This window comes from Spiroplasma sp. BIUS-1 (assembly GCF_010365805.1).
GTDB lineage: Bacteria > Bacillota_I > Bacilli_A > Mycoplasmatales > Mycoplasmataceae > Spiroplasma_A.
In genome coordinates this window covers 591,672-609,013 of the sequence record NZ_CP048386.1, presented here as the reverse complement: position 1 = coordinate 609,013, position 17,342 = coordinate 591,672, and the positions used below count along the sequence as shown (strand labels likewise).

General features: G+C 26.2%; 13 protein-coding genes. 12 read left to right on the top strand and 1 reads right to left on the bottom strand.

All coding sequences use genetic code 4. From position 1 onward, the window contains the following. The first annotated feature begins 14 nt into the window (after positions 1 to 14). Genes dnaG through SBIUS_RS02865 form a run of 5 tightly spaced genes read left to right on the top strand, consistent with a single transcriptional unit; the run spans position 15 to position 5,192 of the window. Positions 15 to 1,964 carry a DNA primase gene (gene dnaG / locus SBIUS_RS02885; RefSeq protein WP_162685002.1) on the top strand — a complete coding sequence of 650 codons (1,950 nt, stop codon included), beginning with the start codon at positions 15 to 17 and terminating at the stop codon, positions 1,962 to 1,964. After that, positions 1,964 to 3,361 carry a sigma-70 family RNA polymerase sigma factor gene (locus tag SBIUS_RS02880; RefSeq protein ID WP_162685001.1) on the top strand — a complete coding sequence of 466 codons (1,398 nt, stop codon included), beginning with the start codon at positions 1,964 to 1,966 and terminating at the stop codon, positions 3,359 to 3,361. Before dnaG ends, SBIUS_RS02880 begins: the two co-directional genes overlap by 1 nt. Before the next feature lies 1 nt (position 3,362). Beyond that, positions 3,363 to 4,058 (top strand): class I SAM-dependent methyltransferase, encoded by a 696-nt coding sequence (locus SBIUS_RS02875; protein ID WP_162685000.1) that lies wholly within the window; start codon positions 3,363 to 3,365, stop codon positions 4,056 to 4,058. After that, the gene (locus SBIUS_RS02870) at positions 4,051 to 4,845 is read left to right on the top strand and encodes a Nif3-like dinuclear metal center hexameric protein (RefSeq protein WP_162684999.1); all 795 of its coding nucleotides are present in this window, start codon (positions 4,051 to 4,053) and stop codon (positions 4,843 to 4,845) included. Before SBIUS_RS02875 ends, SBIUS_RS02870 begins: the two co-directional genes overlap by 8 nt. 11 nt (positions 4,846 to 4,856) lie before the next feature. Next, a complete protein-coding gene (locus tag SBIUS_RS02865) occupies positions 4,857 to 5,192 on the top strand; it encodes a hypothetical protein (protein ID WP_162684998.1) in 336 nt (111 codons plus the stop codon). On the opposite strand, the gene ispH is transcribed toward SBIUS_RS02865, so the two are convergent. Next, positions 5,185 to 6,069: a 4-hydroxy-3-methylbut-2-enyl diphosphate reductase gene (ispH, locus tag SBIUS_RS02860; protein WP_162684997.1), complete on the bottom strand. Its 885-nt coding sequence runs from the start codon at positions 6,067 to 6,069 to the stop codon at positions 5,185 to 5,187. The genes SBIUS_RS02865 and ispH overlap by 8 nt on opposite strands. A gap of 118 nt (positions 6,070 to 6,187) precedes the next feature. Between ispH and SBIUS_RS02855 the strand changes: the two genes are divergently transcribed. The 7 genes from SBIUS_RS02855 to SBIUS_RS02825 all read left to right on the top strand — a co-directional run bounded on the left by SBIUS_RS02855 (position 6,188) and on the right by SBIUS_RS02825 (position 17,318). Beyond that, a complete protein-coding gene (locus SBIUS_RS02855) occupies positions 6,188 to 6,925 on the top strand; it encodes a hypothetical protein (protein ID WP_162684996.1) in 738 nt (245 codons plus the stop codon). 33 nt (positions 6,926 to 6,958) lie between these two features. After that, positions 6,959 to 9,229 carry a hypothetical protein gene (locus SBIUS_RS02850; protein ID WP_162684995.1) on the top strand — a complete coding sequence of 757 codons (2,271 nt, stop codon included), beginning with the start codon at positions 6,959 to 6,961 and terminating at the stop codon, positions 9,227 to 9,229. Positions 9,230 to 9,381: 152 nt separating this feature from the next. Then, positions 9,382 to 11,163 carry a hypothetical protein gene (locus tag SBIUS_RS02845; protein WP_162684994.1) on the top strand — a complete coding sequence of 594 codons (1,782 nt, stop codon included), beginning with the start codon at positions 9,382 to 9,384 and terminating at the stop codon, positions 11,161 to 11,163. Positions 11,164 to 11,173: 10 nt separating this feature from the next. Next, on the top strand, positions 11,174 to 12,949 hold the full coding sequence (locus SBIUS_RS02840) for a hypothetical protein (RefSeq protein ID WP_162684993.1): 1,776 nt from the start codon (positions 11,174 to 11,176) through the stop codon (positions 12,947 to 12,949). A 13-nt stretch (positions 12,950 to 12,962) separates the two neighbouring features. After that, on the top strand, positions 12,963 to 13,895 hold the full coding sequence (locus tag SBIUS_RS02835) for an ATP-binding cassette domain-containing protein (protein ID WP_162684992.1): 933 nt from the start codon (positions 12,963 to 12,965) through the stop codon (positions 13,893 to 13,895). A 20-nt stretch (positions 13,896 to 13,915) separates the two neighbouring features. After that, on the top strand, positions 13,916 to 14,458 hold the full coding sequence (locus tag SBIUS_RS02830; RefSeq protein ID WP_162684991.1) for a hypothetical protein: 543 nt from the start codon (positions 13,916 to 13,918) through the stop codon (positions 14,456 to 14,458). Positions 14,459 to 14,621: 163 nt separating this feature from the next. Next, positions 14,622 to 17,318, top strand: coding sequence for an Ig-like domain-containing protein (locus tag SBIUS_RS02825; protein ID WP_162684990.1), 2,697 nt, complete (start codon positions 14,622 to 14,624; stop codon positions 17,316 to 17,318). Positions 17,319 to 17,342 lie beyond the last annotated feature (24 nt).

The following is a 17,342-nucleotide window of genomic DNA, read 5'->3' as shown; positions in this document are numbered from 1 at the left end:
AAGGAGGGGAAAGCTTGGCAATCTCACAACAACAAATTGATTTAGTTTTAAGTAAAGCCAACATCGTTGATGTTATTGGCAAGTATATTGATCTTCAAAAGAAAGGTAGAAACTATGTTTCTGTTTGTCCTTTCCATGATGATTCAGATCCTTCTATGAATGTTTCGCCAGACAAAAAAATATTTAAATGTTTTGTTTGTGGAACTGGTGGAAATGTAATTACATTTGTTCAAGAATTTAATAACATAACATTTTTTAAAGCTTTATCTTTAATTGCAACTGATTTAAAAATTGAAATAGATGGTTTAAAAAATTTCGAAGACAAACCAAAATATAATTCTAAAGAAAGTATTTTATTCGATATAAATAAAGCTGCTGCAGATTTCTTTAATGGTTTATTAATTTCTTCTTTATCTGTTAAAGCAAGAAATTATTTAAAAGAAAGAAAAATTACTGAAAGTGAAATATCAAAATTTAAAATTGGTTTTTGTCCCAATAAAGCAAAAGTTTATGACTATTTAATAAAACTTGGATTTTCAAAAGAAAACATTTTCGAATCTGGAATAGTTTATAAAAATGGAATTGATCACAACTGTGCTTTTGAAAATAGATTAATATTTCCTATAACTGATGAAGAGGGAAATGTAATTGGATTTTCTGGTAGAGTAATTGATTCTGATGAATCACCAAAATATAAAAACAGTAGTGAAAATTTAATTTTCAAAAAATCTCAACTTGCTTACAACTTTGATCATGCAAAAAAAGAAGCTAGAATAAAAAATGAAATTATTATTCTTGAAGGATTTATGGATGTAATAAGTTTAGAATCTATTGATATAAAAAATACTGTAGCTATTATGGGAACAAGTATGAGTGATTATCATACAAAACTTTTCTCGAGAGTAGCTAAAAGATATAAATTATTTTTAGATGGAGATAAAGCTGGAGTTAATGCTGCTTTAAAAATTTCTCAATTCCTTTTAGAAAAAGGAATTGATGTAACAATAATTGAAAACAATTCAGGAAAAGATCCGGACGAACTTGTAAAAGCGGGTGAAAAGAATTTAATTAATCAAATGATTGACAATTCAATTCACCCAGCAGACTTTGCAACTAAATATTTCTCGAAAGATTTAGATACAAAGAACTCAATCAAGGTAAGTGAGTTTGTTGAAAAAGTTATAGACATTTTAAGATTTGAAAAAAATGAAAATATAATAAATTCTATAATTGTAAACTTATCTGAAATTTCAAAACTTGAAAAAAACATTATTCAAAATAATTTTGATAAAGTTAGAAGTAAAGTAAAACCAGTGGCTAATAATTTTGAAGTAAATAATTACCAACAAGAATATCAACAAGTTGAAAATAGTGAAGACTATATAAACAGAATGCTAAATGCATTTGTTGAAGAAGATCAATCACAATTTGATATTCCTGAATATACTTTTGAAACTGTAAAGAAAAGTGCAGTTAAAAAAATTACTACAAAAAATATTAACAGTCAAAGCGCAAGACACTTCGCAGAAGCTGCAATAGTTTGAAATCTTTTAGACAATGATTCATTAATTGAAGAGTTAACAAAAAGAATAAATCAAATTGAAAGTGTTGGAGTAAAAAGAATCTTAAACTTTATAATTGAACAGTATAAAGAAAATAAATATGTTGGTCACAACTGAGAACAAGTGGCAAATGATATTAGAGAATTAAATGAAGCTTATTGTGAATATATATTTGATATAAATAATAGACACTTCTCATCATTACAAAAAACTCTAACATCAAAAGGTTTGGAAGATTGTTTTGATATAATTGAACTTTATAAAATTGAAGATGAAATAAAAACTTATAATGATAAAATGAATTCTATTGAAGACAAAGAATTAAAAATTCATTTTGCAGAACAAATTGAAGAATTACTAAAAGATAGAAATAAAATCTATGAAAAAAGGAGAAAACAATAATGGCATTAAATTTAAAAAAATTTGAAACAATGGAAGAATTCAAAGAGTATCTTTGAAACTACTTAGATAAAAATGATAACGAAATAGCTCAAGAAGAAATTCAAGAAGTTATTGCTAAAAAATTTCAAGACATCGATGAAGAAGAAATAGCTTTACTTTTTGAAGAGTTAGCTAAAAGAGAAGTTAACTTTACAGATGAACTTCTAGAAGATGATGAAGACGAAGATGAAGATGATGAAGACGAAATTGATGATGATGCTGATGAACTAGAAGGTGAATTCAGAAAAAGAGATAAAGAAAGAAAAGATCTTAAAAAAGCTAACGAAAACAACACACCTGTTAAATACAGAGTTGGTGGAATTAGTAATGAAACTAAAATTCAAGATATCATCAAATCATATTTCAACCAAATTGGTTCATCAAAAATATTAACTAAAGATGAAGAAGTTGAATATGCAAAAATGTTAGAAGATGAAGATCCAGAAATTGCAAAAGAAGGAAGAGATAAATTAATTACTTCAAACTTAAAACTTGTTATTTCTGTTGCAAGAAAACATTTAAACAGAGGATTAGACTTTGCTGACTTAATCGAAGAAGGAAATATTGGATTAATGAAAGCTGTTGATAAATTCGATTACAAAAAAGGATTTAAATTCTCAACATATGCTACATGATGAATTCGTCAAGCAATCACAAGAGCTATTGCTGACCAAGCAAGAACAATTCGTATTCCAGTTCACATGGTTGAGACAATCAACAAGTTAACTAGAATTGAAAGACAACTAACTCAAGAGTTGGGTAGAGAACCTACTTCAAAAGAAGTTGCAAAAACTTTTGGAAAAGGAATCACTCCACAAAAAGTTATTGAAATTAAAAAGTTATCAATTGAACCAGTTAGTTTAGAAAAACCATTTGGAGATGAAGACGATACTCACTTTGGAGACTTTGTTGAAGATAAAGATATTTCTTCACCAGATGAATATGCTGAAAAAGAAGCTTTAAGAGAAGTTATTGATGAAGTTTTCTCTGACATACTTGCACCAAGAGAAGAAAAAGTTGTTAGAATGAGATTTGGAATCTTACCAACTAAACTAAGAACTTTAGTAAGACTTGCACAAGAGTGTGATGATGATAGTTATGAAGAACTAAAAGCAGCAGTAGCTGAATTGGATATTCATTATGATACATCAATTGAAAGAATTCAAAAATATAAAAATCCAATGATTCAATTACATCTTTCAAAATATGACTCACCAAAAACTTTAGAAGAAGTTGGTAAAGAGTTAAAAGTTACAAGAGAAAGAATTAGACAAATTGAAGCAAAAACAATTAGAAAATTCAAACCATCTGCATCAAATCCTAAAGCAAAAGCTTTAAGAGATTTCTTTAAAGGGTAATTTGAGTTTTTTAACACCGCGTTTGTTCTCTTTAGCTAGTTTAATTACAGAAGGAGAAGTTGTTGCAGACATCGGAACTGATCATGCATATCTTCCAATCTATTTAGCTAAAGATGGTAAAGCAAAAAAAATATATGCGACAGATGTTTCCTTAGGACCTCTTAATGTTGCAAAAAATAATCTGGCATCTTTTGGAGTGGCAGATAAAGTAGAAACAATATTGGCAGATGGTATTGAATGAACAATACCAAACAAGATAAAACTTGACTCTTGTATTATTGCAGGAATGGGTTCAACATCAATATTAGATATTTTAAAAAAGGATAACGAAAATATTTATTCTTATATTATTGCATCTAATACAAGTTTAGAACCAATTAGGATTTGGACTAAACAAAAAAAATACTTTGTAGAAAAAGAACTTATTGTAGAAGATAACAAAATTATTTATGAAATTATCAAAATAAACAAATTTGCAGGAACAAAAATAAAAAATAAAAAAGATATTTTATTTGGTCCTATTTTAATTAAAGATGAAAATAATAAATTATTTTTACAAAAATGACTTGAAGAAGAAGAAAAACTTTTCAATCTATTACAACAAATTCCTAAAAAGGATAAAAAATACAAAGAAATTTTAAATAGAAAAAAAGAAATAAGTAAACTTTTAAAAAGGAGAACTTTAATTAATGACTAAAATAAAAGCTAATGCTTTGGTTAACTATCTAAACGATGTATTTCCACAAAAGAATGCAGCGGAATGAGATAAAGTCGGATTACAACTTGAAGAAGTTTATAACTTAGAAAGTCAAGATGAAATAGAACATGTTGTTATTTGTCTTGATGTTACAAAAGAAGTTGTAAACTATGCTATTGAAAACAAAGCAAACTTTATTATAAGTAGACATCCATTTTTATTTTTAGACTTTGAATCTGAAATGAAAAACTTAGCAAAAAAAGAAATTTATGAAATGTGTTTAGAAAATGAAATACAAATATTTTCAATTCACACAAACTATGACAATAGTGATAAACAAAACATTATGGATCTTATTGAAACACAATTAAATGTTAAGGGTGTTGATAAAGTAGGAGAGTTTAATGAAGGATACAAAATTAAATTATTAAGACCTGTTTCTTTAAAAGAAGCTGTTGATAAATTAAAATTTGTTTTTGGAAAACAACAATCACTATTAACAAGAAATTCAGATTTCGAAAAAGAAATAGAAACTATTTATTTAACACCTGGTAGTGGAGCATCAACGATGCTTGAATTACAATTGCGAGATACATTCTTTGTAACTGGTGAAGCAAAATGAAGTGAATGACTTTATGCTGATCAAAACAATGTAACAATGTTGACTTTAGGACACTATATGGAAAATCATTTTATTGATGATTTAGAAAACAAGTTACTAAAAACATTTGGTGATGAAGTTAAGATAAGTGCTTTTGATATAAAAAACACTTTCATAATTATTTAATTTGGATTATTATGGGATTTAAAAAATCTAAAAAATATTTTTTAGCAGGAATTATTATTAAATTAATTTATATAATAATTTCTCTTATAGGTTTAATAACAGTTTTGTCTCAACAAAACAATATTAGTGATGATAGTGTTCATGTGGCGACAGGTACAACTTCATATATATTTGTTCTAGAAATAGTTGGACTTATTATCTCAAATTCTAGATACAAAAAAGAATTATCACCATCAATTTTAAGTATAGTGTTTTCATTTGCTAGTGGTAATATACCTACGGGAATATTATTTATAATTGCAAGAGTAAAATATCAAAGTGTTGAAACAAAAAACGAAACTAGTTAGTTTCGTTTTTTAATTCCTCTAAATATTTTATAAATTGGTTTTGAATTATGCTCGAAGTAGATGCTCCAGCTGTGACTGCAACATTTTTAACATCTTTTAAATCTTCTAAATTGATTTCTTCTTTTCTATTAATTCTAATAGATCTAATACCTTTGTTTTGTGCTAACTCAACCAACTTTAATGTGTTGTTGCTTCTTTCATCACCAACAACATAAAGAAGATCAACTTCGCTAGGGTTTAAATCTAAAACTGCTTGTTGTCTTACTAGTGTCGCTTGACACAAATCATTTTTAAAAATAACATTCTCATATTTTTCTTTTATTTTTTTATATATCAAATCTGTATCTATTATTGAAAGGGTAGTTTGATTTGTTACAAATATATCGCTATTTGAAATGTTCAATTCTTCAACTTCTTGAGTGTTTGTAACTAAATGAATTCTTGAATTATCCAAACTTGTTAAAGCTATTGTTTCGGGGTGATAGTGTTTTCCAATAAATATAACATCAAAACCTAGTTTTAAATACTTTTGAATAACATTTTCTGTTTCTAAAACTCACTCACACTTTGTGTCTACTACAATTAATTCTAACTCTTGTGCTCTTTTTATAACTTTAGGATCTGTTCCGTGAGCTGAAAAAATAACTACACTACCTTTAGGTATTGTATTTATTATGTCTAAACGAGATTTTTTTCAATCATCAATTGCAATTATTCCAAGATCTTCAAGTTCTTTTACAATGATTTTATTATGCACCAATAGACCTATCATATAAATTTCTTTATCTTGATACATTTTTACTGCATCTTTTGCCATTTTTATAGATTGAACTACTCCAAGACAAAATCCTCTTGGAATCACTTTTATAACATTCATAAAACACCTCGCATTTATAATTCTACTATTTTAATTGAATAAAACAAATAAAGTATTTTTTACTTTTAACAATTAATAGTGGTTATTTTCCTTTAAAATATTATTATGGAGTGGAAATATGAAAAAATTTAGTAAGTTTTTAATAAGATTAAAACCATATAAAAGACTTTATAAAATGTTTTGAATGGTCTTTATAATAGCATCATTGTTGTTATTTCAATTAATAATGCTAACTTGCTCATACATGGTTCCACATTTAAAAGGTGGTTTTTACTACTGATTTAAAGGTTTAGCATTCATGTTTGGTGAATCAAGAGAAGAAACAAATGCTGCACAAGGATTTATATTTGCAGCTGCAATAATTGGATGTGTTCCAATTATTCTAATATTGCCAGTATTGTATTTTACTTTTGCAAATTGATTTATTCAAGAAAAATTAAGTGATAAATACATTGATGTACCAAAAGATAAGTACTTATATTGAACTAAATTTATTCACTTTTCAGGAATAGCTGTTCTATTTACTTTAATTCCAGGTATCTTAACTTATTTTGATGGTGGAGGAATCCTTCCTAATCAAGCTTTTAATGCAATTGGGGGAGCTTTTAGTGATTCTTTTATTGAAAGAGTTGCTGGAGTTAGTGCATTTCTTTATTATGGAATCGGATGTGTATTTTCTGTAATAATATTGGCTTGAGTTGCTTGAATGGCGCTTTGCTGAGTTGGAAGACAAATACAAAAATTAATTGACGCTTATCAAGCGTGAAGAGAAGAGAGAAAAGAAATTAAAAGAGAGCTTAAGTTACAAAAACTTGAAGCAAAAGCTAATAAAAAAGCAAAAAATCAAGAAGAATAGTATAATAAAATCAATTTGAAAGGATGTTATGATATGAAAAAACTTTGTTCAGTTTTAGGTGCATTAACTTTAACTGTTGTTTCATCAACAGCTGTTGTTGCATGTAATGGTGGAATTGACACTTCTTTAAACTATACAGATCAAGAAAAAATAGCATCCATTTATAATTTAACAGAAGAACAATTGGTTAATAATGGTGTTCGTATAAACACATTAATATCAAATGAAGATATCGATCAAGTAATAAAAGCTTTAGAATTAGAAGAACTTATTAATAAAAATCCGATGGGAGCGATGATTAAAAAAAGTTTAGGTGTTTATATAATGTCTAATCAATTTTTAAATGAAATATCATCAAAAGTTCCTGGTTATGGATGAATAGCTAATAAACTTACATGACAATCACAGTGAGGTCTTAAAGATCTTGTTAATTCAAACACAGCAAAAGGTTTTTATAATAATGTAAGTGGTTGAATGAATCATCAAGAGAATGAATGATCTCTTTCTGTAACTTTTTTGGACAATCAGCTATTGGGTTGAAATGGAATTGACAGACCACAATATGTAAGGATTAACATTAACAGAAAACTTGTAGCTGATGAAAATGGAATTATAAATCAAAAAAACTCTAATCCAGAAGGAATTTATCAACAAGGATCAGAACACATAAGTGTTCAAGACCCTGTTATAAATCCTAATAATCCAGAAAAGGGTGTTATTTATCAAGGTTATGCTAACTCTTCAAAAGTTTTTAGTTTAAGCAATATCTTAACTAGTCAACCTTCAAAAATACCAGCAGGATTTTTAAATTACTCTCCAAGTGCAACTGACTTTGTTAACAATAAAGTAATTAATTTGGATTTTGGAAATATTATTTTGCAAAATTCAAAAAAAGAAATTGAACAAGCCTTAACGAAATATTTAATAGAAAATCCTATTTATACTTCTGAAGGTATGAATACCAATCAAGTAGATACAATAGTTAAAAACCAGATTTATGCAATTATGTTAGCTCAATCAATAGATAGAGATAACTTAAGAGATAAAAACGGAAGACCTTTATTTGATGAATCAGAAAAACTTGATGCAAAAATGATTGTAGATTCAATGTTATCAAGTCTTTCTGTAATTGTAAATAATTTAAAAACAAAATCTTGAACAAACACAACTTTATTAAATGAATTTTCAAATATGATAGATAGCATTAAAAAATCAAATTCTACTTTTGACTTGGTTTCAAAAGCTTCATTCATACAAAAGTTCCAAGAAGTTATTGACGATTCAAGAGATAGAAGTGATCCAAATGCTGGTCAAACTTCTTTCTTTGTGGGACAACTAAATGCAATTCTTTACAAAGAAAATCAAAATAGCCAAAGAGTTCTCTCTAATTCACAATCATATTTAGATTTTGGATACGATGCAAGTTATAAATTTAAAGTATTTTATTGATCTGGTTCAACTCCAATTACTGGAGCAGAAGATCAATGATATAGTCCTGATGATAACAGTAAAGCAGAAGATTATGTTGCAGATAAAGGGTTTAGAAATGTTTTCTTATCTTTAAGATTAAATCAAGGAGCTGCTTCTTATGTTGTTTTGGATAAATATAGACAAAGTCTAAAAGAGAATAATTTTGTTTTGGATATATTTGATTTAAAAAATACTTCTGCTTCACCAAGTGATCAAGAAGTGGATAAAATAATGTTAAAAAAATTAAACGAAGCAATTGCTTTAGATCCAAAACAAGGTAATGTGGATGTTAATCATGATTCATGAAGAATTTATCACATAGTTTCATTAGTTAATAAATATGTAAATGAAAAACTAAAAGAAGTTTTTGGATTTGATTCTAGTGGAAATTTAGAAATACATAATAAAAATGTAAGTTTAGATTATTCTAAATCAAAAAGTAACTCAAATGATTTTTCAAAAGCAGATGATGATTTAGCTTTTGCAGAACTTTATAAAAATAAAGAAATTAACTTTATAGCAAATGACTTTAGTTCAACTTCAGGAACTATTCTTAGAGATAATATTTATGATTTTGGATTAACATTAATGTGATCTCTTACAAACTCTAATTATATTTTTGCAGGTACTTTAAATATATTTGGTAAGCATTTAGATACTGATCAAGAATTAAATGAAATGAATCTTTGATGAAAAGAATCTTCAAGGTCTATAGGTAGAATCCCTAATATTGTTTATATGCCAAGTTCTTGAGGTAAATTATTTGATAGTTATTGAAAAAATCACGTATCAAAAAACCCTAACAACCCAGATTATAATGCAAGAATAAAATAATTATCTATCAGCACATAAGTGCTGATTTTTTTGTATTTTTATAAAATCCTTTTATTTAAGAAAAAAATTATTAATATTGATTTTCTTTCCCAAATTCTTGGTTTTTTTTTTTTTTTTTATAATTATCGTGTTCTAGGAAAAAAGGAGGTAAAATGAAAAAAATATTAAATATATTATCTATTCTTTCTTTAACAGCATCACTAACTACAACTGTAGTTGCTTGTGGTAGTGACTCTGGAGGAGGAAATGAAGGTGGTGGCGGAGATCCAGAAGTAACTGAACCACCAGATCCTTTAAGCAGAGAAGAAGTGGTAAAGAAATTCACAGTAGAAGTATCTGATATTATTACAGTTCATATTCTAGAGAGACAAAGTTATTTATCTGGTTTAATTGAAGCTCAAGGAGAACAAACTTTAAATAAATTTTTAAAGAAATCTACAATTGATTATGTTCAAGAAGTTCAAGATGGTAAATTAAATGATAGAGATAAACAAAATCTAAGAACTGATTTTGATAACTTGGTTGATATTAAAACTTTAGAGAAAAAGATTAATAGTTTAGCTAAAAGAGAAGAATACAACATTATTTTATCAAAACTGCAAGGACCCATATTTGAGTTAACAATGATTGATTTTGATAATGCCAAAATAAAAAGTAACTATAAAACAGAAACTAATGATGGACTATATTTAGCAAATGTACAATTTGATTACAATATAAAAGTAAATTATGAAAAAAATGATGGAGAATTTGACTCTATTAATATAAAAAATAAATTTACTTATCAATTAACAGATAGTAAAGCCTTTAATGACGGATCTATCAGTATGATGCAAAATATACAAAAGGATGTTTTATATACAAGTGCAGAGTATAGTAATATTTATTTCTCATCTTTAAAAACTGATAAAACTGAGTTACAAAATTTAGATAATGAGATTCTAAATCATTATAATGAAAATGAAAATTTCAGCTCATTTATAACTAACTTAATTAAGACAAAATATTTTTCTGAAATAAATGCTCCTGTTGAAGCTGAAAAAGAAATAGTGGATAAAATTAATTGAAGTTTCACTTTTAGAGGTGGTACTACTTTAAATTCTGGAGGAAGAAACCCAAATGATTTCAAAAAAGGAACTATAACATCAAATAATTTAGATTATATTTATTTATATGATATGCAAAAAGCTTTTGAGAATGAATCTGGACAAGGGTGAGATAAATTAGAAGATTTTATTCTTAGTACAAATAAATCTGAAGAAGAACAGCTTACAAACTTTATCAGTAACTTTTATGAACAAAGAAAACTATCTAAGGAAGAATCAAAAATAGATCACAACTCAATAGTTAAGTTTGGTTCAATTAAAGTTGATGGTATTAAGTTAAGTTTCTCTGATGGTTCTTATATTCATGATTTACCAGACTTTGATTTATTAGTAGGTTATTCACCTAAAAAATTAAATAGCTTTGAAGAAAGATATTGATACATTGATCTGTATATAAAAAATATAGCTTGTGGTATAGGTGCATTTCAAAAATACTATCAAATAGATTTCAATAGAAGATACAGTGGTTTTTATGGAGCAATGCATAGAGGTTCGGTTTATAATTCTTGAAGTTGACCTGCTGCAGCTTGAAATCAACCTTCAATAGATAAAAATATAAACTTAAAAGCAAAAGCTAGTCAAACAGAAATTAGAAATAATTTATTGAGAGATTCTAGACAAAGTCATTTCTATTATTCGATTGCTTCAGGTTATGGAGCTGCATGAGGATTGAAAAAAGATAACAATAAAATAAGTTATGCTAATTTTACGAGTGGTAAAAGACAATATGTTTTTGCCTTCCAAATAGATTATTTCAAAATAAGAGTTACAGGCAGTTTAGATAACGCATCTACTTGAAATAATAAAACAGTAATAGCAGCAAGTTAATAAAGTAAAAATGTACGACAAAAAAATATCAAACTACATTGTTTTCAAATTTCAAGTAAAAAATCTTCTTTCGGATAAAAGTCTAATAATAATGTCTTTTATTTCAATTTTTTTTACACTAGCTTTAGCGTTTGCTCTTTTATTTATAGATTCATCAGATACTAAAGTTATTATTTTTAACTATTATGTTTTGATAAATGTTTCTGTAATTACAATTATTAATATACTAAAAACATCTATTTTTCTTTTTAATCAAAAAAGAGAAGATAAGACTTTAAATTTTATGGTTGCCCAAAACCTTCCTAGAACTAGAATTTTTTTCACAACTCTAGTTGTTATAACTTCAAATAATTTTTTCCTATCGCTTATAAATTACATTATTCTTAATTTAATTGATTTTTTATCAAGTATGAATTTTGATCATGTGATTTTAAGAATAACAACAGTGTATTTGGTTTATTCATTTCTAATAACTATACTATTAACTAATTTTATAGTTTTTCTAATATTTATGGTAAATACACAAATAACAACAATAGTAATGACTCTAATTGTTTCATTTGGTTTTATTTCATCCTTACCTTACCAGTTTTTAACATCATCTGAAAATATAAAAAACTTAACTTTCACTTCTAGTCAAAATACCTCTTCACTACAGAGGGTTAGTGATATTTACGACGCTTTTAATTTTCAAAAATATGTTAAATTAGGAAAATTTGCTTATCCTAATTTAAGCAAATTTATAAATAATGAATTTATAAAAAAAGAAAATCAATTTAGAACTTCATCTTTTAATTCAGAAGAAAATATAAATAAAAGAATTGAGATCTGAAAGAAATTAGGAATTATTAATGAGCTGAATATAGAAATTTTTATAGAAGATGTAGAACTAAGTTCTGTAAGAATAGATTCTGAATTGAGAAGTTGACAAACAGGAGATAAAATAGAATTACATGCCATATTAAAAAATACTTTTATATCTATGCAACAATTAGATAATCTAATAAAAAATAATCCAAATAATCCAAACCTTAATGTTTTAATTGAACTAAATGATTTTTCCAACTACTTAATGAAATATTTCAACGAGTTTCAAAGTAAATTTTACAACTTGTTTGATGATTTTATATTTTTTGGAAGTTGTGAAATTGAATATTCTTGTAATAGTAGTTTTCCAAATGGCTATATAAAAAATAAAACCAGACAAGAAATATTTAGTTTGCAAAAAGAATACTTAATAGATATTTACCAAAATAGTTTTGTAGTTTTAAATGGTTTAACTTTGTCTTATTCTCAAATTAATAAAATAATTTCAACGGATATGTCAAAAGGGGGATTCTTTAACCCTTTAATGATAACGATAAGAGTTTTAGAAAACTATTTTATAAAATACACATCCAATTATATTTTGGCAACAACTTATAAAGTTGAAACAAATTCTCAAAATTGAAAAGAATATAAATCTTCAAGAGATTCTTATAATTTATTTTTCTATTTTAATTTTATTTCAAACGTACTTATTAACTATACTTATTTTTCGGGTTTTAGTTATGATGATTTTTGATTTGATCCAAACTATATATCAAAAATATCATTTGATACTCAAGAAAATATTTTCCTTCCTTACGTAACATACACATTTAAGTTAGATGAAAACAATATTATAGAAGCTGATACATATAATAACTTCACACCAGTTTATTATTATTTAATATTTCAATTAGTTTTCCTTGCAATAACAAACAGAGTTTCACATTATAAATTTAAAAAACTTGATATTAATTAAAAGGAGTTATCTTATGAGTCATTTAATAACATTTGAGAACTTTGAAAAAGTTTTCAAGAACAATAAAATTGGACCAATAAATTTTAAAGTAAGAAAAGGTAAAGTTCTTGGACTGCTTGGAGATAGTGGTAGTGGTAAAAGTGTTTTAATAAACTCTTTGATAGGCACTATTAAAAAATTTAAAGGAAATATAAATGTAGACAATGTAAGTAGAAAATCAAGACACTATTATAAAATTAATAGCAAAATAGGATTTTATGTCCAAATGGATTTTTCATTATATGAAATATCTGCTTACAAGTATTTATTAAATATGTGTATCATATTTGGTATTAACTCAAACGAAGCTAAAAGAAGAGTAGAGCATTGATTAACATTTTTTGATTTATGAGAAAGTAAAAATAAAAAACTAAAAGATTTCTCATGAGGAATGAAAAATAGAATTAATCTTATAATGTGTTTTATAAAAGAACCTGAAATATTAATACTTGACGAACCAGGTGCTAATTTAGATTCGGTTTGAAGAAATAGAGTAAAAAACTTATTAATAAAATACACCAATGAAGGAAAAACTATAATAATAACTGCTCACAACATTGATGAGATTGCAGATATTATTGATGACTATGTTGTTCTTGAAAGTGGAAATAAAATATTTGAAGGATCTAAAGAAGAATTAGACATTTACTCAAAATTTAAAATATTTATTAAAGATAGTTTTGATATTGTTAGCTTCAGAAAATTTTTATCAGAAAAAAATATTAAAAGTTTTAAATATGATGAAAATGAAAACTCATTAGTTGTATCAATTAAAGACTATAAGCAACTTAACTATTTAATTGTCTATTTAATTAAAAACCTACTATTGTTGGAAAACCTAGTAAAGCTACCTGTAAATATTGAAGCTATAAATAAAGCAATTGAATCTAAGAAAAATACAGAATAATTATATTAAGGAGAAAATTTATGAATTATGTAATGTGCATTAACAATGAATTTTTGGTTCTTGATAAAAATATGAATGTAATATATAAGTTCAATAATTTTCAAGATGCTCAGCAGTTTGCTTGAGCTCTTAATTACCAAATTTCTTTTTTAAACAACACAAAACCGATTGGAAACTTGCCAATAAAAGAAAACGATATTATTTCAAATCCTCCAGCGGTTAGTTATGGAAACATAACTATAAATGTTCCTTACCAAAACCCAACTCCAATTGAATTGGAGAGTACAAAAACTTCAGAAAGTTATTCTAAAAATAAATCCGGTACATTTTTTAATAATAATATAAATTTACCAAACAAAGAAACTCACAGTAATAAAAAAGAAAAAAACAAAATTCGCAATAAAACTAAGACTAAAACGAAAAACTTTAAAAATAGAAAAAAACCTTACAAAAATAATGAAATAAAAGTTAAAAAAGAAATTGAAAAAACTATGGAGATCGAAAGAACAGATGTGATAAGTGAAAAAGATTTAGCTAACTTTTTAAAAAAATTAGAAGAGTAATAAAATACCTGATATTAATTTATAAAATACAAATAAATATCAAAAAACAATAGAAAATAAATTACTATTGATTTTTGATATTTAAAAGCACTAAATTAATGAGTGTTGAAATGTGATATAATCTTAATAGTGAAAATTTACTATTTTAAGTGAGGGTCAAAATATGTATTTTATAAATATAATTGATGGTATGTATTGTGTAGTTAATTCATTTACAGGTGTAGTAGTTTCTAAGTTTTCTCGTTTAATGGATGCAACAGCATATATACAAAATATGCAAGGGCTAAATAATGTTGCTCCACAAAACTATGGACAATTTTTTAGTATACCAATGATAAATCATGCTAACCATTGTTCAAATAACAATTCATGTCATGGATCAAATAATAATTCATGCTCACATAATAACTCAAATAATTTTAATAACTCACAAATAAATTCTTCTATTGAAAATAAAATAAAAGAACTTAGTGAAAAAGTTGATTTAGTTTTAGAAGATAATAAAGAAGTTTTAGAAGAAATTAGTATATTAAAATCTATTCTTTCAAATAGTAGAAGAAGTGGTGTTTCAAAAAGTGAACCAAAAAGATCTTCAAAAAGAAGTCATAGAGAATATAATGATTCAACAGATACATTAGACTCACAATGAAATGATGATACATACAGTGATGAGTACTTTGAAGAAAGAAAACCAAGAAAAGAAGAGAGAGTTTCTAAAAAAGAAGTAAAAGTTGTTAAGACTGAAAAACCAAAAGGTAAAGGTTTTAGAAATCTAATGATTGCATTGGCTTCTATCACTTTAGTTGCTGGAGTTGCAGCTGGAGGATATTTTGCTTACATAAAGTTTTTTGCAAGCTCAAATCCATTAGGAAAACCTGTTTTACCAAAAGAAAACCCAAGAGTTGGAGAACCTTTCTTTGTTGAAATAAAACTAAAAAAACAAGAAGGATTATCAGATCCTGAAATTAAAGTAGATGGACCTGCAAAAGGTGAATGAACTAATAATTACAATTCAACAGGTAAAAGTGGTGTAGTTTTAGAAGTAACCGGATCAGGTGAAGTAAAAGTCGATATAGTTTATGGGGAAAATACAAGAAGTTTTTCTGTTACTGCAAAAGAGGCCTTAATAGCAGTGGATGTTTCTGGAATTGAAAAAGAAATTGAAAGTAAATTAAGTAAAACCCCTTACAAAGATAAATTAGAAGCTGAAAAAGCAATAAAAGACGTTGATCTTTCTAAAAAAGGATTAAAAATCGATACTGTAAAACAATCAAGTAGCAAACAAAAAAGTGATTTAAAAGATGATGAAGATGAAACAATTACTTTTGCAGTAACACTTGCATTAAATGATAAAGATAAATACAAATTTGAAAAAGAAAGTGATAAAGGTCCTTACAATATAACAACTACTGTTAAAAAACCAGCACAACCAACAAGTGTATCAACTAAAAATGTTCAAACTCAATTAAATGAATCAACAAAAGATAAAACTTTCGAAAATGAAGATAAAGCAATTGAAGTAATAAAAAGTACAAATCTTGATGATGGTTTAAAAATCAAATCAGTTGCTTTAAGTAAAAATTATGGAACATCTACAAAAACTTTTGATGTTGTAATTGTTCCGATTGATGAAACATTTGTTTTGGCTAGTGGAAAAGATTCAGAAAAATTTGAAGTTAAAGCTAATATTACAGTCAAACCAGTAATTGTTAAACCAGAAGACCAAACATTAAATGAAGGTTCAACTATTGATTTAAATATTGAAATAACTAATCCAGATGAAAACACAAAATTAACAGCATTTTCAGATGATGAAAATGTAGTTAAAGTAGAGGTTAAAGACAAAACTTTAAAAATAGAAGCTTTTAAAGAAGGAAATGCAAATATAACACTATCTTACTCTGGAGGAGAAGATGTTACATTTGTTGTGAAAGTAACTAAAGATTCAACTCCAACACCAGAAACTCCAGTTATTTCTAAGATTGAAAATCAAAGTGTGGAAGTTGGCAAAGAACTCAAAGTTAAATTTACAGTAAGTAATCCAGGAGATGGAAAAACAACAGTTAATTCTAAAGATCTGCAAATAGCTACTGCTGAAATTGTAGGCAAAGAAATAGTTATTACAGGAATTAAAAAAGGAGAAACACAAATTACTGTTTCTCATACCGGAGCTTTAGATTTTACTTTTAATGTAAATGTAACAAAAGAAGATAGTGATGCAGATATTGACGGTTATGAAAATGAACTAAAAACTGTTGCAAATGGTCCTTTTAAAAGTGATGATGAAGCACTTGATAAATTAAATAAAGTTGATATCAAAATTTATGAAGGTATAGAAACAAGCAAAATAACCATTAAAACAAAATCATCAGCCGAAACAAAAATAACTACTTTTGAAGTTGTTTTAACTTTAAAAGAGGGATTTAAAGTTCCAGAAAATAAATCTCTTGAGTTTGATATCGAAGCAAATATTCAAGAAGAAGTAAAAAATGTAGCTCAAGTTGAAGAATATGAAGCTGCTTTAAATAAAGCTGTAGTTCAACCTTTTGAAAGTGAGAAAGATGCTTTGGAAGCTCTTGAAAAAGTAAAAGTATCTGATTTTTTAGGAATTGCAAGTTCAAAAATTGAAAAAAAAGTAAATTCAACTTCTTATGACGAAAAACAAACAGTCATTTTTACTGCAACATTAACTCTAAGTGAAAACTTTGATTTTCCAGAAGGTAAATCTAAACCGCTGGAAATAAGTGTTACAATAGAACCAAATTCTAGCGGAGAAGGAAGCGGAACTGATAGTTTAAAAAATAATAAAATTAAAGTTTCAACATATTATTTATTTAATACTTATAAACCAACTATATAGTTGGTTTTTGCTTTATTTTTTAGT